Origin of the sequence: Vibrio splendidus, from assembly GCF_003345295.1 — a bacterium.
Lineage (GTDB): Bacteria > Pseudomonadota > Gammaproteobacteria > Enterobacterales > Vibrionaceae > Vibrio > Vibrio splendidus_K.
The window spans coordinates 542,880-562,660 of the sequence record NZ_CP031056.1 but is presented as its reverse complement, the minus strand read 5'-3'; the positions used below and the strand labels follow the sequence as shown (position 1 = coordinate 562,660).

Below are 19,781 nucleotides of genomic sequence, written 5' to 3'. Positions count from 1 at the left end.
ATGACCTTAATAACCGTTCCATTACCTAACACTGACGCCGAGCTGCTGTACTCCGAGTTAATTTCAGCAATGCAGTCCGGGACTAGTGATGGCATTATCAAACAAATAGAAAGTGCTAACCTGACCGATCTTCCATTCGTGATTAGAAAGTTCACCAACGCACAGTGTGAACAGTTTTGGGTGTTGCTTTGTACTCAGCAGCCTAATCTGGCTGCTGACTTTCTGGATTACCTAACAGAGCCAGAGCGTGCACTCTTATTTTCAAACCTTCCTATCGACAGTGCGAAAGACATTCTTTTACACATGCGTTCAGACGTTCGCCGCTCTCTATTACGTAGCTTACCTAAACCACTTCACAAAGCCCTTGAATCCTCACTACCCGAAACTTGGGAAAACGAAGAAAAATCCGCGATGTCTTTTCCTAATGGTTCCGTTGGGCGAATTTGCAAGAATGAGATAATCAAACTAGAAAGCTGGGCAACCATTTCAGACTTAGAAACCGTCTTGCGTGAAGGCGAGCAAAGCTCTGAACGAATTGAATGGCGCTACATTTATTTACACGACAAACGCGGTAACTACTTAGGTACGGTCAAAACTAGAGAACTGTTTCTCGCTCAATCTTGGGATAGATTGCTCGATCATATTGATACAAGTGTCCCCACCGTACCTGCAGATTTTGATCTCCAATCATTAAAAAGTGTGCTCGACTCTACCTCACACTCTACGGTTCCTGTTATCAACGAACATGGCTTTCAAATTGGTATCGTTGGTCACACCCAGTTAAACCAAGCGTTATATGAGAAATCCGAACAACAACAACGTGAAGCCAGCGGTATATTTGGCGGTGACGAGTTTCGTACTATGCCGCTATTACAACGTAATATCCGACGCCTCACATTTTTGTTGCCATCGGTAATCTTGAGCTATGCCGCGGTATCGATCATCGCTTCCTTTGAGCATATTATCGAACAAGTTGCCGTATTAGCTGCCGTTTTACCCTTAGTGGCTAACTTATCCGGGGCCGCGGGCAACCAATCCGTTGCTGTTTCTATTCGAGAATTATCAACAAAGCATATTTCCGCTAAAGACTGGTTGTTTGTCGTCGCCAAAGAGTTACCGATTGGCGCTATCAATGGTCTTGCAATTGGTTTGGTTATTGCCCTACTCATGTTGTTCACCCATGGTCAGCAAAGTCATTTATTACCGGTGTTAGTCGCGGCTGCCTACACGATATCGTCCACTTGTGCAGTCATGATCGGTGGCGCTTTGCCCCTAATTCTCAAGCGCGTAAACCTCGACCCAGCCATGTTATCTAGCCCACTGCTCACTACATTAACCGATGCGATTTCATTCTTTAGTGTTCTATATCTTGCACAGTTAATGCTTCTTTAACTTAGTTAACTAGTCAATCATTTCAGTTAGTCAGCCATTTAGTCATTAATTTGATTCGAGATTAAGCGACACCTAATAATTTAACCACTACCCAATGACACAAAAACCCACCCACATTTAAAGGAAACTGTATGCACATAGAAACGTTATTCACCTATTTAACTCTAACTGTTCTCGGCTTGTTGCCAATGATGAACCCACCAGCCGCTGCCACCGTTCTTCTTGGTTTAAGTAAGGGCCGAGACAAGAGTTATATCGTTTCACAAGCGAAAACCGTTGGGCTTTACCTATTCATCGCTATGTGCATCACCTTTTTTATTGGTGCTTCTGTTTTGGAGTTGTTTAGTATTTCAATTCCGAGCTTACGTTTGGGTGGCGGGATCATCATTTGTGCGATTGGCTTTAACATGTTGTTTCCAAAACCAGAAAGCATGGATGGCAGTGTCGGACAAGATTCTATTGCTTTAGTGCCCCTTACGATTCCATCACTGTGCGGTCCCGGAACAATGGCATTGATCATTAGCCTTGCCGCTGAAATCGCATCTAGTGAAGAAGAGTTAGAAAAGATTAGTATTTATACAGGAGTCATTGGTGGATTTGGTGTTGTGAGCTTAGTCGCCGCTTTTATTCTGAGTATGGCTTACCCGTTACTTAAAGCTTTGGGTCAAAATGGTATTAACGCGTTTACCCGAATAATGGGTTTTCTACTTATCTGTATGGGTGTGCAGTTCTTTACTATCGGTATTACAGAAATCGTACAAGATATCGGCGCATTGCTGTAATTTTTCGTATCAAACCCCGCACTGTAGATTGCTTATTGTGTGGGTTTTTCTGTTTAAACAACGGCACCCAGTTTCCACTCCAACAGCCCACAATACTATCCCCCTCAAAATACCCACTCTAACTCTAATCGCTCGACTTGCTCTACGTTCTTCTATGTAAATGCTCCTCTGAACCAGTAAACATTGAACCAGCATATATTGACGACCCAGTAAACATTGGTGCCTTTAACGAACATCTTCCCGAGTTTTCATCACAGAGATTCGATAGCAATGTATGGACGTTTTAAGGTGGTCACACTGGTGGCTTTCTAGCTAAATAGTACTGTTATATACATTGATAACAGCACGTATCTTTCTGCAAATTTGAGTACTAAATCGTTCACTTCCTCCAGGCTAATACGAACAAAAAAGCTGATACCAACATTATTGGTATCAGCTTAATCCTATGCACTTCTGGACGTTCTTTCTTATCCTAATGAAAGGTATTGAACATGTAGATGTTAACGATAGCTTACTCGGTACAACAAGGCATAAATCACAGGCAATACCACTAAAGTTAGTAGTGTAGCAAACCCAAGTCCGAATATGATGGTCACCGCCATCGACTGGAAGAAGGCATCAAACACCAGCGGGATCATACCCAACATGGTAGTAATTGCCGCCATGCACACAGGTCGAACACGACTCACACTCGCATCTACAATTGCACGGTTAAGATTTGAACCTTGGTCGGTTTCGATATTGATTTGCTCCACCAGCACAATACCATTCTTCACAATCATGCCTGATAAGCTCAATAACCCTAGCAGGGCCGTGAACGAGAACGGAATATTCATTAATAGTAAGCCTGCACTCACACCAATTAATGCCAGTGGTACCGTCAACCAAATCGCCAAAGGCTGACGAATGGTGTTGAATAACAATACCGTAATCAAGAACATGATCAGGTATCCCATTGGCAATGAACCCATTAGGTTGTTGGTAGCCTTTTGCTGACTTTCATATTCCCCCCCCCACTCAAAATGATAGCCTTGAGGGAGTTCAATCGCTTCGATTTTAGGGGCGACCAAACGGCGCAAAGATTCAGCCGTATCATCACCAAATGGCGTCACATCGGCCATAACGGAAATCACACGTTTAAAGTTACGACGAACAATTAAAGAGTCTTCCGTCGTCAAATTAAAGTCGGAAACGACCTGTGTTATTGGGATATAACGGCTTTGGTCTTGGCTCCACACTTGTAACTCAGGTAATCTATCGATATCAAAACGTTCTTCATCTGGCGCGCGCATGACAATCGGCATGATATGACTGCCATCTCTGAACAAGCCAATCTGCTCACCATTTAAATTGCGTAACAAGGTTCTATCAAGATCACTCTTGGTTATCCCGACTCGCCTTGCTGCTGCACCGTCAAGTTGCGGTTCAAGCACTTGAGTTTTCTCTCGCCACGAGTGACGAACTGCGGTTGCTTTTGGCTCATTACGCATGATCTCATTCGCTTGAGCAGCAAGTTGTCTCAACACTTGTGGATCCGCACCATAAAAGCGCGCTTCTACTTTAGCGGCAGGGGCAGGGCCCAAATCCATTAACTTAAACTTAAAATCAATATCAGGATGTAGACTTTCAAGCCTTGCTTTCATCTGAGGTAACATCGTTTCGATCGCGGCTAAGTCTTTCGCTTCAACAATCAATTGCCCGTAACTGCTGTATGATTTTTCAGGTGCATAAGTCAAAATAAATCGCTGAGCACCCGAACCTACGACGGTCGTGACATTATGAACGTCATTAAACCCGCTCACGGTACGTTCAATTTGTTTTAGGCGTTGTTCTGTTTCACGAACGTCTGTGCCTTGTTGCAGCCATACATCCACATAGAAAATTGGCGTATTCGATGGCGGGAAAAAGGCCTGTTTTACAGAGCCAAACCCGATCACAGCAGAAATAAGCAAGACCAGAGTGATGACCATAGTCGCGACGCGGTTTTTTAGTGCGGTATTAAGAACCGTGCGATACAGGGTAAATATCAACCCTCGATAAGGATCGATATGCTCTGACTCACCTTTGGCTATTTCTTCTTTAAACATCAGTTCGCAGAAGAACGGCGTTAACGTGATAGCAAGCACCCAACTTAGTAATAAAGAAATCGCTAATACTTGGAATAAAGACCCTAAGAAATCCCCCGTTGCGTCGGCAGACAAGCCAATCGGGGCAAATGCAATAATACCAATCAGTGTTGCACCAAGCAGGGGCCACTGGGTCTGTTTAACAACGGATTCAATGGCTTTACGTTTGGTCAATCCACGTTTCAGGCCAATTAAGACACCTTCAGTTATCACTATCGCATTATCAACCAGCATTCCCAGTGCAATGATCAAAGCACCAAGTGAAATGATTTGAATCTCAACGCCTAGAATGCTCATTCCAATGAAGGTGCCGAGGATAGTCAGTAATAAAATAGCCCCCATTAAAATGCCTGAACGCAAACCCATTGCAAATAAGAGCACGACAATAACAATCAATACCGCTTCGACTAGGCTCATCACAAAGTCAGACACCGACTTATCAACCGCATCGCCTTGGTCGTACACTTTGTTTAATTCAATGCCGATTGGGCGAGCAAAATCGAGTTCAGACAATTTATTACTGACACGTTCACTCACATAAACCACATTGACGCTGTTCGCAAACGAGATCCCAAGAGAAATGGCTTGTTCACCATTGTTACGATACAAGGTATAAGCTTTATCCTGAAACTGACGGCTTATTTCTGCGATATCACCTAATTGGATCAGGTCATTGCTTCCCGGCGGGCTAAATTTAAATGATTTTAACGCTTCAATTTCATTAAACTCACCAGAAGAATGGATTCGGATCGATTGTCCATCAAGTAGCAAATCACCACCATTAGACACCATGTTCTGATTTTGAATCAAACGAGAAAGCCAAGCAGGATCAAGGTTCAACGTATTAAGATCTTGCTGGGCAATCTCAATCACAATGTGTTCAGAGACTAGCCCGGCCAAGTTAACTTTCTTTACCCCTTTAATAGCAAGAAGCTCACGCTGAAGGTATTCACCGTAATTTTGTAGTTCGCGATAAGTGTATTCATTACTCGTAATGTTGTAGAGAATGCCATACACATCGCTAAAATCATCAATGACTTGCGATGGATTCACTCCCGGTGGCATTCTCGGCTGAATATCATTCACCTTACGACGTAATTCATCCCATACCTGAGGTTGTTGTTCTGCTTGTATGGTCTCTTTTAATATCACCGCAATCTGAGACAGCCCAGCACTGGTAAAAGATTCGACATCTCTAACATATTCAAGCTGAGAAATCGCACGCTCAAGCGGTAAGGTGACCTCTTCCTCAACTTGCATTGCAGAGGCACCAGGGTACGTGGTGTTAACCATAGCTTGTGGAATAGGGAATGCAGGAAATTCCAATTGTCCTAAACCACGAAACGAAAGCACACCGCCCACCAATAAAATGGCAACGACGAGCCAGCTTATGACTTTGTTTTTAATTGCGTAATTAGTCAGGTTCATTATAAACCTCGCTCACGAACGACGGGCGTAACTCTCATCCCCTCTGACAATTGACTGACACCAGCACTCACCACATAGCTATTCTGAGAGAGATCTCCAGAAACAATCGCACCACGCGCCGACACTCCTTGAATGGTGATATCTAACGAAGAAACTAACCCGTTTTGAAATACCCAGACTTGAGGTTGACCAATCAGGTCATTGTCTAAAATGGCGCTAGCAGGAACGACAAAACGTTGAGCACCTTGCTTATCGGCAATGATTTTATCGATATCAAGGTGTAGCGTTGCTCCCATACCTGGATACACAGTATGGTTATCTTTTGGCGCGACCAGAGTAAAGGTCACTTCATAGCTTTGTGTTCCTGCTGTTGCTTGCGTTTTATGCTGTTTATAAGTCACAGGGTAGGAAATCGATGAGCCATTAAAGGTCGCTAAGGGCTGATAAGATGGGTCAATTCTCTTAGCATCCATCTGGCTAAGTACGTTTTCAGGTAACTGGATCGTGACATCTATCATTTCATGATCTTGTAAAAGGACGATACCTTGGTGAGCTTGCACTTGTTGATGGTTTTCAATGTGAGTCGTTGCAATTCGACCACTGTAAGGCGCAGTAATGACGGTATCTTTCAACCTGTCTTGTGCAAGCTGTAAAGCTCCCTGTGCAACTTGAAGACGAGCTTGAATGCCATCAAACTCCGCTTGAGCCAATAGATTCTTTTTCATCATTTGGGTCGCTCGATCTAATTCTCTTTTGACTAAATCAAACTCCGATTTTTTCAATGTGACTTCAGTTTTAAAATCTCGCTGATCAAGTCGAGCAATGACTTCGCCTTTTGTCACTCTTTGCGATGGCTTTAAGTTAAATTCAACGACTTCACCACCCACTCTAAAAGCGAGCTCGACTTCCTTCGATGCAGAAACTTGAGCAGGAAAACGTCTGATTTCTTGATGACCCACGGCTTGGACTTCAGTCAAACGGACAGGGCGAGGCGTATCACCTATCAGTGGTGAGTCTTCGGTCGAACACCCCGTCGACATAAGTAAAACAGAAAAAGAAAGAAGTATGCGTGAAGAACGAATACGAGGCATGGATATCTCCAAAGTAGCTTAAATATTTTGACGCTACTTTGGAGTAAATAGAAGGCAAACACGATGAATTAGAGAAATTCAAATTAGCGATAATCACCTTAGGGTAAAGCTTCTTGTTTTAACCATTTCCATTTGCGCGAACCGCTGAACTTTTCGCAGGGTACATAATGCTGTCTTTGATTCCATCTTTAAATTCATAACTAAAGTCAGGGAATGGGTAGTTATTGTTATCTTGCCACTGCTTAACTGTTTCGGTCGCTTTCTCTTTGAGTTCATCATCAATAGGGTTAAGTGCCTGAGCAAGTTGGTATTGATTAGAGAATGCCAACTGGGCGCCTACCGCTTCAACTTGCTGCATCACCGAAAACATCACATCCTCTTGCACAGCAAGAAACTCTTCATGGTCTTTGCATATAATATAAGCGAGTATATCGATGTGTATCGCAAACTCACCAACGCCTACAAACCTTGCTCTCACCGGATCTTCATCCAGTTTAGGATGTTGTAACAACAGCCGCCTAATACCAACAACCAGAAGTTTGAGTTGGTCTTGAGTTAGCTCTGGACGCAACCTCAAGCGATGACTCATCCGACGCTTATCGCGGCGTTCGAGGTTATCAATTTCCATATTGGCAAATTCGGAATTAGGAATAGTAATTAAAGAACGCTCTAGTGTTCTGATTCGTGTAGATCGTAGCCCTATGCTCTCAATAGTACCTAGGTTATCGCCATAGCGGCAAAGTTCCCCAATTTTGATACCACCATCAGCATACAAGGTAAGCCCATTAATCACGTTTTCCAGTACAGGACGAATGGCGAGTGCTACCGCCAAACCACCAACCCCTAAACCCGTCACGATTGGGGAGATTGAGAAGCCCATAAAATCGATCACATAGATGCCCAAGATGGCAATCGTAAGGCCGCCAAAAATACGCGCGAGTACCGTAATTAAAGAAGAGTCAACATACTTGCCTTCATGCTTATTAAATACATACAGCTCAGCAAAGTAATTGAATATGGTCATGATCAACCATGCAACGAAGAAAAACTGGCCAATCAAAAAAGAGGTAGACAAAAACTGGTAGATACCTCCAGTGATCCATATTCCGTCATCAATCACTTTTCGGGTAATAAACAGAATAAAGACGACCCCAACCAAAGATAACTGGCGGCCAACTTGCCATTTCAGTCCATTTCGATACCAATGTAAGTTCCAACGTTCGCCAAGCGAGAAGCTTAACTTAATCATAGACCTACATAACAAAAAGACGCTCACTAAAGCAAACCACTGCCAAAGAGGAATCGATGCGTATAAGGTATTAAAGCTTTCTGGTAAAGATTTAATCAATGATATTGAAAATAGCGGGCCTGGAAGAATTAAAAACTCATGGTACAAATCAACGTCATGTTCACTTTTCTCCGTAGACGCTGAGATCAGGCGATACCATTTCGATAAGCTATTAATGGAAGTGGTCGTAAACAGATATTGGCCAACCTTCTCACCATTCGTCTGTCTAGCGATCAGAATGTCTGTATTAGCGAGACGCCATTGGTGACCAGTGTCACCCGTTGGTGATGCCATTTCTGAAGGATGTAATTGAACGTCTTGTCCTAACCTATTTAGAATTTCGTGCAGCAAAATTATTCTTTCCATCACGACCACGGTTCGACTGCGATTGGGAAGGTTTGACAGATCCATGGTTCGCGTTACTTGGGCATAAGCGTGTTGGGCTTCAGGTAAATCGAGCTGCTCAAGCTGCCAATAATGGATCACGTGCTCAGAATACTTAATAAAACCAGATAGAGTGCTATTGGGCGTTGAAGTATCCACAAAACTGGGCTTGTCTTGGCCGTGAGCGAATGAACTAAACCAAACAATTTGGATTGAAAAGAAAAGTGTTAAAAGTCGAGCGACCATAATTGACCTTTGATTTAGTCGAAACACCCTCTCAGAGAGCATACGATTCTTACTATCAATATGAATAGTAAGAATGAAAATTGAAATGAATTAAGAATGGTTCACTATCAATTCGAGCGATAATGAATTTCTCTAATTCATGTGCTTTGTGAAGTAGTTATGCGATAAATAATCATCAATAATCGATGGAGATAAACCATGAAATACTTTCCACTTATTACCGTTATTCTTGGCTACTTAATTTTTATGTCATTTCTAACATTGCGAATATCATCATAAATATATTTTACCTTTAACTACCGCATAGCGAATTACTTCACTATGCGATTAAACTTCCCTATGAAAATCATTTTCTTTAACCCATCCATCCTATCAAAGATAAAAAACCACACATAACAACCACATAACAACCACATAAGAAGATAAGCCAAAATAAATATATTTAAAGGGAACTTTTCCGTAAAGAATCAATGGTTGAGCAGTTATGTTTTTCATATGTAGTTACACCTACCATTTAACGTTTTTATTAAATATCGCACTTGGCTAATAATAAATTTATCTATCATTTTTTAGTTACTGGTTATTAGCTAAATATATTATTTATTAAGTAACTGTACGCTTCAAAAATTAAGATACATACAGTCACTTAACAAAGGGTGATATTGTGGATTAAAAGCTCATGTTGTAACTGATACCAGTATGGTGATCATTGTTTTCATCGTAGCGATATGTTGCTTCAACAAACTGATTTTGTGCTACTTTGAAACCTAAATTGGTTTCAATAGATAAATCACGGTAACTCTCTTTGCCGCCAACTTTCTGTTTTTGATCGTTAAAGCTATAAGTGTATTCTGGTGTAACATCAAACCAAACATGACTAGTGAATGCGTAGGTCATCGTCAGTGCTGCATTAGCTAAATAACTTGTGTTTGTCGATAAGTCATTGGTATTAAAGCCTAGACCCATTGATGGAGAAAGGCTGAAGTTAGAGTCAATAGAGGTTGTTTTTATGGCATTAAAAAATACCGTATGTGAGTTTTTGCTTGTATCCTTGTAATCGGTGTCCCATAGGTAATCCAACTGAAGAGCGGCATCACTATTCGCTAATGTCGCAATAAAATTATGTTGGTAGAAATCATTAGAACCAATGTATTCAAACATGGTTGAACCATTGTTTAGATCCTGGCTTGCAGCAATGCCAGCTGTAAAACCATCACTATCATAACCTAGGTTCGCATAAGAATAAGTCGACACTGGGTTTGAAAAGTCGATGTTCTGGTTTGCATTCGCAAAAGCTGAAAGAGTTAAAGGTAAAATAGCAGAGATAGTTAATACAATTTTTTTCATAATGTGTTCCTCAATATTTAATGTCGAGTAAATTGTACCTAACCCGCTATTGTTTACGACGAATTACAGAAATTCAAAATAGAGCTCACTGTAAATTGTTAATAAACATACATATCATTCGATAAAATGAGCACACTACTATTTTAAATTTTCATAACATCCCAAATAGTCACCCATAGGAAATATAAAATCTAAGAGCATATTTGGTACATTAGATGAAAGATGATGAATAATTCCTTTGACACAAAAAAGGCTCCAATATAGGAGCCATAAGTTTTCAATTAGCTATTAGCTATAAACGGTGGACTATTCACTATGAATAGGATTACCGCCTTCATCTAACAAAGGAGCTTTGGGCTTATAATGCTCAGAAGACAAACCGATCCTTTCCGGTATTGCTGTACCGATCACTAATGAAGACCAAGTGCCCACAATAATCCCAGCGAACAATGCAAACGCAAACCCACTTAATGTACCACCTGCGATAAGGCCAATACTGCTTACCGTCAATAACGTGGTTCCAGACGTTACTAGAGTCCTAAACAATGACGATCGTATCGCTTGATCCGTAGATTCACTGGTACTCTGATTCGGTCTACGGGTCAGGTACTCACGAATTCGGTCTCCGATAACAATAGAGTCATTGAGCGAATAACCCACAACAGCAAGCAATGCAGCAAGAGCGGTGAGATTAAATTCAATCGAAAACACCACAAATAATGCTAGAAACCACCAGCACATCATGCAGTAGAGCAACAATCGCGCCCAGAGCTAATCGCCATTCAAAACGCACAGTTAAGTAAAACATAATGGCGATAGACGCAACAATCAGGGCTAAACCACCTTGCTCAAATAATTGCTCACCCACCTGCGCGCCAACAACTGAGCTCGACACTAGATTAAGCGGATGGCCTAGCTCCAACTCTACAGCTCTTAACCACCGCAACAACTCCAATTCACCCGTTCCGCCAATAGGAAACTGTAACTGCCAAGTTTGGTAGGTAACATCGGGCACTAGATTGGGTAATTCATCAAATACCGTATTCAAAGCTGACTGCATCGCTTCCAAAGTCACTGGAATATCGGTATTGACAACATGAGAGATACCACCGGTAAACTCAAGCCCAAGCGTGAAACCTTTGGTCGATATCAGGACAATTGATATAAACATCAACCCAAGTGAAACCAATAAACCGTTCCACCTTACTTTTGACCACTGAATATCAGCGACCAACTGGTTAAACTTTGTCATTGTCATACCCCCAAAGTTTTGTCATCCACATTTGGCTATAAAATAATCCCGTAAACATACTGGTCAACAGTCCAATCCCGAGTGTTATTGCAAAGCCCTTCACGGCACCATAGCCAATCGCAAACAGAATAATCGCAGTGATCAACGACGTAAGGTTTGCGTCAATAATCGTACTTCTGGCCTCTTTATAACCTCTCGGTATCGCGCTTGCTAGCGGTCTTCCTGAACGCATTTCTTCTTTGATTCGTTCAAACACTAGAACGTTAGTATCAACCGCCATGCCCATGGTGAGTACAAGGCCCGCAATACCCGGCAAAGTAAGCGTTGCTCCCGGTATCAATGATAAGAAACCCACAATCATGACAATGTTGGTGATAAGCGCGGCACAAGCTATAACACCGAACTTTCGGTACAAAACCAGCATCGACACAAATGTCAGAGCTAAACCTACCATCACCGCGAGCAAACCCTTTTGGATATTTTCTTCACCTAGGCTTGGACCAATCACTTGCTCATCAATAATGGTCACAGGTACGGTCAATGACCCAGAGCGTAGAATTAGCGCAAGGTCTTGTGCATCGGAAATTTGCCCGATACCCGTTATTCTAAAACGACTTCCTAATTGGCTTTGGATCGTAGCAATGTTGATCACTTCATGGCGTTGAACAAGTTGGTTGTTATGATCTTGATGATATTCGCTGTATAAGGTCGCCATAGGTTTACCGATGTTACTCCGTGAGAAGTCAGACATTTTGCTGCCTCCCGCACTGCTCAACACTAGGTTCACTTCAGGTTGTCCAAACTCGCCAACCGATGCGGATGCACCAATAATGTACTCTCCCGTTAACACCGGTTGCCTAGACAAGCGTACAGATTCCCCATCACGCGTAGTATGAGTCTGTGCAGCTTGGCTTGAATCAACAACCGTATGAAAAGAGATCGTCGCCGTCGCACCAATAACACGCTTCGCTACTTGAGGATCTTGAACGCCCGGAAGCTCTATCAATATACGGTCAGTCCCCTGACGCTGGGTGACGGCCTCAGTAATACCTAAACTTTCAATACGCTGGCGCATAATATTTAGGGTTTGCTGCATAGCGAGGCTTGCCTGCTCTTCTTTAATGCTTTCATCAAGCGAAAAACGTAATACGTTGTCGTTTACACTGATTTTCCATTCAGAAAACTGTGAACGCATGTGGTCGGTTACGTTTTGAATACTGTTTGAATCACGACTACTTAAATTAGTAATAATGACCGAGAATCCATTGTTGTCTATGTCAGCAATTCGACTGCGTATCCCTTCTGCACGAGCCACGTGGCGAGCATTCGTCGATGTCGCTTCTACCAAACTTCTCACGCTATCATCTATTTCAACTTGCAGCATGAACTGCACGCCACCACGAAGATCTAATCCAAGGTTAATGGGTGTTAGCCCTACCTGGCTAAATAGCTGAGGTGCTGCACTGACGAATGAAAAATGAGAATGAGCTAACGGAAACGCCAATGACAATACCTGTTGCGCTTCTCGCTGTTCTTTTTTACTTTCAAAGATTAATGTAGTTTCGTCTTGTTGATTCTCAATACCTAGCGGAGTTATCTGATTTTTAACTAATGTGCTTAACAAAGGCTCAATGGGTAATGAACTATCAGCGTGATTAAGGACCAATGCAGGCTTTTCGCCAAAAAAACTCGGTATAGCGCTAATCAATAAGAGAATTAGCAGGAAATAGGCAAATATTTTTTTCATGTTATCTACCCTATAAGTACACATACTTCACGAGATAAAAGCTACCTTCTGGGGCTTGTAACCAGTTAGTAGCGTTCACATCACCAGGTCGGTACTTCGAGATTTTGATAAGTAAGCTACCATCGAGTTCTCGATGAAAATTCATATTGTCGATATTAGTAATCAATTGCTGACCACCAGCTGCTATCTCGTCACTTTGTCCGTCAATAATAACAATCGACCACAAATCGCTTTCGGCTTCTGCCTTTGTAATTCGATACGTCAGAGATTGATTATTACTGATTTGTTTGACATCACTCGTCGCTTCAATTTGAGGTTCACTGTCATAAATGAGCTTGGCTATTGCAGACACATCCTCCAACATCGAGCTCGAAGACCATGCAAAACTTGAGAAAAAACCGTTTACAAGAAGAGAGAATAACAAAAGATATTTATTGATATTTTTCATTGGGTTGACAACTGTTAATTGATGCTACTTAGATTCTTTTTTGAACCTATCTCCTTTGCTGCATTAGGTTTTCTTTCCTAGAAAACCATGAATGCAGAGATCATAAATAACCAACAGTGTCCTGAATATGGTTTACAGAAATTCAAATATGACTTGAGAGATTCACATTTGAATTTCTCTAATTCTTTGAGAATTTAAGTGAAGTTAAGCAAACTCAATTCAAACGACATTGAGTTAAAAATTAACGTCTAATGCCAACTCAACATTTTCATTTTGGCTGATTATTTAAATCCCGAGGAATCGATAACATGAAATTCAATATTATTTATCTCAATGATCGACGCTATAAGATCTACGATATCGGAGAGGGCCAAAGTGTGATGTTTATTTTCCACAGAGAGAAAAGCATGGCCGATTTAGAAGATATTGTAAGATTGAAGCTAAAAAAGCATCAACGAGTGATCATTGTCGATCTCAGTGATGATTTCCCTAGTGATATTTCAAAAGTGACTGAGGAAAGTTGCCAAGCATTGATTGAAGATCTTCACCTACTTGCAGATATTTACTGGCTTGACGACATAGCAGTAGAAAGCGATTACATTAACAAACCAATGATCGCAACGTTGTCGACCCTGTTAGGTAACAGGTGCGTTGCTTTGACTACGTTATAGTTATGTCGGGGTTTCTCGTCATGTTAGCCATGCGAGATCAGCTCGGGTTACAACAAACGGTTCTTATACTGTTCTGGCGTTTGGTTCGCGTAACGTTTGAACATGGTGATAAAAGGGCTTGCTTGGTTGTAACCCAATGTAAGAGCGACCTCTTTAACCGATTGGCCGTTTCTCAACAAGTCCATTGAGTAGAGGTAGCGCACTCGCAATCGCCATTCTGTAAAGCTCATCCCAAGCTCCGTCTGGCAGTGGCGAGAAAGGGTTCTTTCCGTGGTGTGGACACGCTCAGCCCAATCTTTCAATGTCACTTCATCGGTTGGGTTTTCTTCCACAGAAGCCAGTATAGGCGCTAGGTACTTATTGTCGGTTGAAGGCAAGAAGTGGTGTTCAACTTCACGCTGCGCAAGTTGGTCGAGTAGTACCTGAACAAGCCTTTGATCTTGTTCTGTTTCCGCAACATTGATCCCACGATCGCGAAAATCATCAATAATCGAAGACACAATCGGCGTGATCTTTATAAGGCTGGTTTTATCTGGAAGGTGTTGCGTTAGCTCAGGGGCGATATTTAGCGAGCAGTAGTCCAAAGGCTTACGGTTATAACTGCAATGCGTCACCCCGGCCGGTACCCAAATCGCCAAATGGGGTGGCGCTAGAAATCGGGTGCCTTCCGCTTCCATTTCTAATATACCGCCACTGATCAATTGAACCTGTCCCCATGAGTGGCTATGAACTCGGGTCTCAGTGTTCGAAAGAAACGCTTCAAAATTCATAAATACGTTGGATGGTGCCTTATCAATTGATAAGGATGGGTGAAGGTTTCTTGAGTGTTTTTTCAAACTTGTCTTCCTATCGCGCCTGATGTCTTTCTAAAGATACTTGTAAGTATAACGACCTGTCAAACTAGCCGCATCAACTCATTTGCGACGGAATTCACATGCATTATCTCTTACCATTTTTTACAGTCTGTATCTGGGGCGCCAATGCAATCGTCAACAAGCTTGCTGCAAGTACCATTGAACCTAGCGCGATGAGTTTTTACCGCTGGTTTTTTGCGATGTTAATTCTCACCCCCTTCTGTATTCGCTCAGTTATCAAGCAATGGCCGATCATTAAACCTAACTTGTCTAAGTTGGCTTTCCTTGGCTTTTTGGGCATGGTGTTAAACCAATCTCTAGGCTATTACGCGGGCTTAACCACAACCGCTTCTAACATGGCGTTGATCACCTCATTAGTACCCTTGATCAGTGTGTTCCTTAGCGTTCCTCTGTTACACAAGTCGATTTCTAGTTTGAGCATTGTGGGTGGTGTATTGTCACTGTCAGGCTTAGCTCTGATGTTAGGCAAAGGCGATCCTCTGTTCTTTATCCATCAAGAGCTGACTCAAGGCGATGGCTATATGCTGATTGCGGCCTTTGTATATGCTTCTTACTGTGTGTTGTTGAAACGCTGGAAAATGCCAATCAGTAGCTGGGTTGTGATTTACATGCAGGGGCTTTTTGCCGTCGCAATGCTAGCGCCACTTTGGCTTACCAGCGAACAGCTTTTACCACCGCAACAAGCGATCCCATTAATCGCTTACGCCGCGGTTGCCGCTTCCATTTTAGCACCTTGGATGTGGGTGAAAGCGATTGATACCATTGGTGCGGACTCAAGTGCGATGTTCATGAATTTGATGCCAGTTATCGCAATTGTATTAGCTTCCACTTGGCTTGGCGAAGAGATTAACCAGTTCCACATCATTGGCGGTGTGATGGTAATTTCCGGTGTCATCCTTGCTCAAATCAAAAGAAAACCAAGGCTTGAGGCACCTCTCCCTCAACAAGGCTAAACACATTACCCAACGCTCACATTAGGGTAAATATTCAAACTCACTTTTCTCACAGTGCCTACTCCCGAAGTAGGCACTGTTGTTTTATTCACAAGCCTTTCAAATGCTTTTAATACGCGTTCATTGTGGTTGCAACATGTTACCGACTCAGGTTTAATGCATTGAGTACCGTTTAAGTTGTAAAAGGAATTACAATGACTCAACCAACGATCCCTGTGATCATCTCGTCTCTGCTTGCTTTGTCATCTGCTTCAAGCTTTGCTGCCACTGTTCCTGCTGATGTGACATTAGCTGAAGAACGATTAGCTGAGGAACAACATTTTGTGCGTGGTAATGGCGCAGAGCCCAACACACTAGACCCAAGCTTCGTAAACTCAGGTATGCCCGGTGACATTATCGTCAATGATATGTTTGAAGGCTTTGTGATTGAGGACAGTGACGGGCAAATCATCCCAGGGCAAGCCAAAAAGTGGTCTATCAGCAAAGACGGCAAAACCGTGACGTTTGTATTGAAAGACAACCTCAAGTGGTCGAATGGTGAGGCAGTCACAGCATCCGATTTTGTCTTTGGTTGGCAGCGCGCTGTGTCTCCTAAAACAGGTAACAACACAGGTTTTGTTTTTTCGACGGCTAATATCGTGAACGCTAGCGAGATTCTATCAGGAGACAAAGCTCCCTCTGAGCTTGGCATCAAAGCATTAGATAAGCGCACAGTTGAGATTTCACTTTCAAAACCTACGCCCTATTTTATGAGTTTAATGGGCATCAAGACCTTTTTCCCTTTGCCTGCTAAGTTGGTTCAAGAGAAAGGTGACCAATGGACTCGCGCAGAAAATATCGCGACCAACGGTGCTTACACTTTGAGTAAATGGGTGCCCAACGAATACGTTGAAGTCGAGAGAAACCCAAATTATTGGGATGACACATCGACAGTCATCAATAAGGTAACCTATCTCGGCCTATCCTCTCAAAATGCCGAACTGATTCGTTACCAAGCTGGTGAGATCGATATGACCAATCGCGTTCAGCTTGAGTACTACCAAAAATTAATCCAAGAAAGTCCTGAACAAATCAAAGCGCAAGCTCTATTGGGCTCTTACGTTTATTCATTCAATACACGTAAGAGCACCGTTTGATGACGTAAGAGTACGCCAAGCACTCAGCATGGCCGTCAATCGTGAGATATTGGTAGATAAAGTCACTGGTCAAAGTGAGCCAGAAGCATACAGCGTGACGCCGAATAATATTCCTGGCTACACAGCTCCTTTATCCGAATTCAATTCTTTAGACAGCACGCAGCGTTTAACAAAAGCCAAAACGCTACTTGAAGAAGCGGGATACAACGAAAACAAGCCGCTCAAATTTACCCTGACATACAACACCAGTGAGAATCATAAAAAGATAGCTATTGCGATTGCATCGATGTGGAAGCCACTTGGCGTAAAAGTTGAGTTAGAAAACATGGAGTGGAAAGCCTATGTTGCAGCGAAGGGAAGTGGCGACTATCAACTAGCTCGCTCATGGGCATTTGGTGACTACCCAGAGCCTTCTGCACTGTTAGAGGCGTTCATTTGTGGTCACACGGCAAATGAAAGTGGCTACTGCAACCCCGATTACGATGAGCTCTTACAGCAAGCAAGTAAAACGGAAGATCAGTCTAAACGCTTTACTTTATACCAGCATGCTGAATCGCTACTTAACGAATCTGCAGCAGTTATGCCTTTATATCATTACAATCACACCCGATTAGTGCGAAATACTCTCAAAGGCTTCCCTAACAATAATCCGAAAGGAAATATCTACGCGAAGGATCTATACTTTATTCAAGAGTAAAAATGAGCTGAATAACAAATATTTTTAACTACCACTTTAGTGGTAAAAAGACTAAGATAATTTAACTAAACCAGATAAACAGCGGTTAGTTGGCTAAAACAAAATAAGGTACCGCAATGAGTACCAAACGGCTTAGAAACACCTAGCACTGCGCTAGGTGTTTTTTTTGCAATCGACCTTTCTAGCTGTCAGCTCAACATTTATTGGTTCTTACTCAATATGGCTAGGCACCTGCTCAATATTACTTCATCCGCGTTTGCCACTCGCCTCTACCGCCTTTAAACATCAATATTCATCCCTTCGTCACTCGTTTGAAAAAATAATCTTAATCGTGAGAAACACCGCTTTAATTTATGTCATCTTAAGTATATTGTTATTAGCAAGTAACAAGCATGTTATACAGAACAATAATAATGAAGGAAGATAGATGAGCAGTAACAATAACCGACCAGATGGTAAACGAGACGTTACTCTGCGTTTTTTAGCTGAACCTGGGGATGTGAACTTTGGTGGTAAAGTTCATGGTGGCGCAGTAATGAAATGGGTCGATTTAGCGGCTTATGCTTGTTCTGCTGGGTGGAGTGGTAAATACTGTATTACCGCTTACGCAGGGGGAATTCGATTCGTTGCGCCAATCCATGTTGGCAACCTTGTTGAGGTAAGTGCGAAGGTCATCTATACCGGTTCATCTTCTATGCACATCGCTATCGACGTTCAAGCCAGCGACCCTAAAGAACTCAACAACCGCCTAACGACTCACTGTATCGTTATTATGGTCGCTGTTGATGAAAATGGTAACCCGACCAAGGTGCCGGAGTGGGTGCCAGAAACACCAGAAGACATCGAATTAAGAGATTCGGCTATTCGCCTAATGAACATGCGAAAACAGATCGGTGAAGAGATGGAAGCACACGTTAAGTACCTTAAGTAAACTTCACCAACTACGCTACAAAACCTTATTACAATGCCAAGCACCTGCTTGGCATTTACTTATCTAGCTCTACTCCCCTATTCACACTCTCACAGACAAAGCTTCGTCTTACCCAACACCGCTTACCTCAATACGACTTGTCTCAATACGGCTTATATAGCGTGATACTTAGCCAAGGGCTGAAATGAAGCCGCTATTGTTTAGCAATTTGCTCGAACTGTAATAAAGTCGTCATTTAGCTCTGGTTAAATACCGCCAATCATAATGGATGTATTTGAATTTCCCGGAGCTACTCTTGAGCGTCACACGCCCCACTCTTAGCGAATCTACACTGAATAACCTCAAGGCAGTTGAGTACCAATGGGTCAGAACCTTGTACGTAGAAGGTTACGATAGCAATGAAATTAACCACTATATCCAAACTTGTTTTGGCGGGGATAACACGTTTGCGGATCTCTTTCGCCGTGTGGCACTCGATCAAGAAAGCATCTATGTGCTGTTGCAGCATCTTGGCTGTGCTCCTTCTAGTAGAGAACTCTAACCACAACATCCGATTCCCTCTTACCTTTGAATTGAAAGATACTTCCAAGCCAACCAATAACTACGAGTGATAGCTACTCACAACACATCAACAGTAGCCCGCCGTTATAGACATTTTCTGTGCAATCAGGCTAATCGTTGCATACAAATCATTGAAGTATCACGCATTGAAATATTAGCAATATATCAATAGAGCAACTGCCCCTTATACTGAGTGTCTGATTTGTGAGACTCGTTCATGTCTTCAAGTAAGAGGAATGAGGCTCGGAAGGTTTGAGAGAGAAGTGACTCGAAGCTTTGAACATGAAGCCGTTATGAGCACAAGAATTGACAGGTAAACGAACATCAAGACAAAGTAGAAAGCAAAAAGTAGCAGGTATAAAAAAACCCAAGTAAATACCTGGGTTAGAGTTACAAAAACCACTAATCATTAATAGCGTAAGGAAC

At 42.4% G+C, this 19,781-nt stretch carries 15 protein-coding genes and 1 pseudogene; 7 read left to right on the top strand and 9 right to left on the bottom strand.

Features of this window, described 5'->3' with window-relative positions; translation table 11 throughout:
- The gene (locus DUN60_RS18270) at positions 1 to 1,392 is read left to right on the top strand and encodes a magnesium transporter (RefSeq protein WP_114634756.1); all 1,392 of its coding nucleotides are present in this window, start codon (positions 1 to 3) and stop codon (positions 1,390 to 1,392) included.
- Between the two features lie 131 nt (positions 1,393 to 1,523).
- Positions 1,524 to 2,174, top strand: a complete 651-nt coding sequence (locus DUN60_RS18265) for a MarC family NAAT transporter (protein WP_054545826.1) — start codon at positions 1,524 to 1,526, stop codon at positions 2,172 to 2,174.
- Positions 2,175 to 2,674: 500 nt separating this feature from the next.
- Here the strand turns inward: DUN60_RS18265 and DUN60_RS18260 are convergent, their stop codons facing one another.
- The 8 genes from DUN60_RS18260 to DUN60_RS18225 form a co-directional block, all read right to left on the bottom strand.
- On the bottom strand, positions 2,675 to 5,728 hold the full coding sequence (locus DUN60_RS18260) for an efflux RND transporter permease subunit (RefSeq protein ID WP_114634755.1): 3,054 nt from the start codon (positions 5,726 to 5,728) through the stop codon (positions 2,675 to 2,677).
- Positions 5,728 to 6,819, bottom strand: coding sequence for an efflux RND transporter periplasmic adaptor subunit (locus tag DUN60_RS18255; protein WP_114634754.1), 1,092 nt, complete (start codon positions 6,817 to 6,819; stop codon positions 5,728 to 5,730). The genes DUN60_RS18260 and DUN60_RS18255 overlap by 1 nt, the downstream gene beginning before the upstream one ends.
- A 118-nt stretch (positions 6,820 to 6,937) precedes the next feature.
- The gene (locus tag DUN60_RS18250; RefSeq protein WP_065206734.1) at positions 6,938 to 8,737 is read right to left on the bottom strand and encodes a mechanosensitive ion channel family protein; all 1,800 of its coding nucleotides are present in this window, start codon (positions 8,735 to 8,737) and stop codon (positions 6,938 to 6,940) included.
- Between the two features lie 669 nt (positions 8,738 to 9,406).
- Entirely contained in the window at positions 9,407 to 10,084 is a 678-nt protein-coding gene (locus DUN60_RS18245) for a hypothetical protein (protein WP_114634753.1), read from the bottom strand.
- Between the two features lie 306 nt (positions 10,085 to 10,390).
- Complete coding sequence (locus DUN60_RS24905) at positions 10,391 to 10,795, bottom strand: protein translocase subunit SecF (RefSeq protein WP_162808239.1); 405 nt, start codon at positions 10,793 to 10,795, stop codon at positions 10,391 to 10,393.
- A complete protein-coding gene (locus DUN60_RS24900) occupies positions 10,782 to 11,336 on the bottom strand; it encodes a protein translocase subunit SecF (RefSeq protein ID WP_162808238.1) in 555 nt (184 codons plus the stop codon). Before DUN60_RS24900 ends, DUN60_RS24905 begins: the two co-directional genes overlap by 14 nt.
- Positions 11,323 to 13,083 carry a protein translocase subunit SecD gene (secD, locus tag DUN60_RS18230; RefSeq protein WP_162808237.1) on the bottom strand — a complete coding sequence of 587 codons (1,761 nt, stop codon included), beginning with the start codon at positions 13,081 to 13,083 and terminating at the stop codon, positions 11,323 to 11,325. Before secD ends, DUN60_RS24900 begins: the two co-directional genes overlap by 14 nt.
- 10 nt (positions 13,084 to 13,093) lie before the next feature.
- A complete protein-coding gene (locus DUN60_RS18225; protein ID WP_114634749.1) occupies positions 13,094 to 13,531 on the bottom strand; it encodes a DUF1214 domain-containing protein in 438 nt (145 codons plus the stop codon).
- 308 nt (positions 13,532 to 13,839) lie between these two features.
- On the opposite strand from DUN60_RS18225, the gene DUN60_RS18220 reads away from it, so the two are divergent.
- Positions 13,840 to 14,202, top strand: coding sequence for a hypothetical protein (locus tag DUN60_RS18220; protein ID WP_114634748.1), 363 nt, complete (start codon positions 13,840 to 13,842; stop codon positions 14,200 to 14,202).
- Positions 14,203 to 14,249: 47 nt separating this feature from the next.
- On the opposite strand, the gene DUN60_RS18215 is transcribed toward DUN60_RS18220, so the two are convergent.
- Positions 14,250 to 15,038: an AraC family transcriptional regulator gene (locus tag DUN60_RS18215; RefSeq protein ID WP_054545835.1), complete on the bottom strand. Its 789-nt coding sequence runs from the start codon at positions 15,036 to 15,038 to the stop codon at positions 14,250 to 14,252.
- 98 nt (positions 15,039 to 15,136) lie between these two features.
- Here DUN60_RS18215 and DUN60_RS18210 point away from each other — a divergent pair, with 98 nt between their 5' ends.
- The 4 genes and pseudogenes from DUN60_RS18210 (at position 15,137) to DUN60_RS18195 (ending at position 19,335) form a co-directional block, all read left to right on the top strand.
- Entirely contained in the window at positions 15,137 to 16,030 is an 894-nt protein-coding gene (locus DUN60_RS18210) for a DMT family transporter (RefSeq protein WP_114634747.1), read from the top strand.
- 194 nt (positions 16,031 to 16,224) lie between these two features.
- Positions 16,225 to 17,863, top strand: a pseudogene (locus DUN60_RS24995) (peptide ABC transporter substrate-binding protein).
- A 427-nt stretch (positions 17,864 to 18,290) separates the two neighbouring features.
- On the top strand, positions 18,291 to 18,794 hold the full coding sequence (locus DUN60_RS18200; protein ID WP_054545838.1) for an acyl-CoA thioesterase: 504 nt from the start codon (positions 18,291 to 18,293) through the stop codon (positions 18,792 to 18,794).
- Between the two features lie 268 nt (positions 18,795 to 19,062).
- A complete protein-coding gene (locus tag DUN60_RS18195) occupies positions 19,063 to 19,335 on the top strand; it encodes a hypothetical protein (RefSeq protein WP_114634746.1) in 273 nt (90 codons plus the stop codon).
- Positions 19,336 to 19,781: the final 446 nt, after the last annotated feature.

Coding starts and splice junctions, on each gene's coding strand:
- DUN60_RS18270 (WP_114634756.1), top strand. CDS start 1: ATGACCTTAATAACCGTTCCATTACCTAACACTGACGCCGAGCTGCTG.
- DUN60_RS18265 (WP_054545826.1), top strand. CDS start 1,524: ATGCACATAGAAACGTTATTCACCTATTTAACTCTAACTGTTCTCGGC.
- DUN60_RS18260 (WP_114634755.1), bottom strand. CDS start 5,728: ATGAACCTGACTAATTACGCAATTAAAAACAAAGTCATAAGCTGGCTC.
- DUN60_RS18255 (WP_114634754.1), bottom strand. CDS start 6,819: ATGCCTCGTATTCGTTCTTCACGCATACTTCTTTCTTTTTCTGTTTTA.
- DUN60_RS18250 (WP_065206734.1), bottom strand. CDS start 8,737: ATGGTCGCTCGACTTTTAACACTTTTCTTTTCAATCCAAATTGTTTGG.
- DUN60_RS18245 (WP_114634753.1), bottom strand. CDS start 10,084: ATGAAAAAAATTGTATTAACTATCTCTGCTATTTTACCTTTAACTCTT.
- DUN60_RS24900 (WP_162808238.1), bottom strand. CDS start 11,336: ATGACAAAGTTTAACCAGTTGGTCGCTGATATTCAGTGGTCAAAAGTA.
- secD (WP_162808237.1), bottom strand. CDS start 13,083: ATGAAAAAAATATTTGCCTATTTCCTGCTAATTCTCTTATTGATTAGC.
- DUN60_RS18225 (WP_114634749.1), bottom strand. CDS start 13,531: ATGAAAAATATCAATAAATATCTTTTGTTATTCTCTCTTCTTGTAAAC.
- DUN60_RS18220 (WP_114634748.1), top strand. CDS start 13,840: ATGAAATTCAATATTATTTATCTCAATGATCGACGCTATAAGATCTAC.
- DUN60_RS18210 (WP_114634747.1), top strand. CDS start 15,137: ATGCATTATCTCTTACCATTTTTTACAGTCTGTATCTGGGGCGCCAAT.
- DUN60_RS18200 (WP_054545838.1), top strand. CDS start 18,291: ATGAGCAGTAACAATAACCGACCAGATGGTAAACGAGACGTTACTCTG.
- DUN60_RS18195 (WP_114634746.1), top strand. CDS start 19,063: ATGTATTTGAATTTCCCGGAGCTACTCTTGAGCGTCACACGCCCCACT.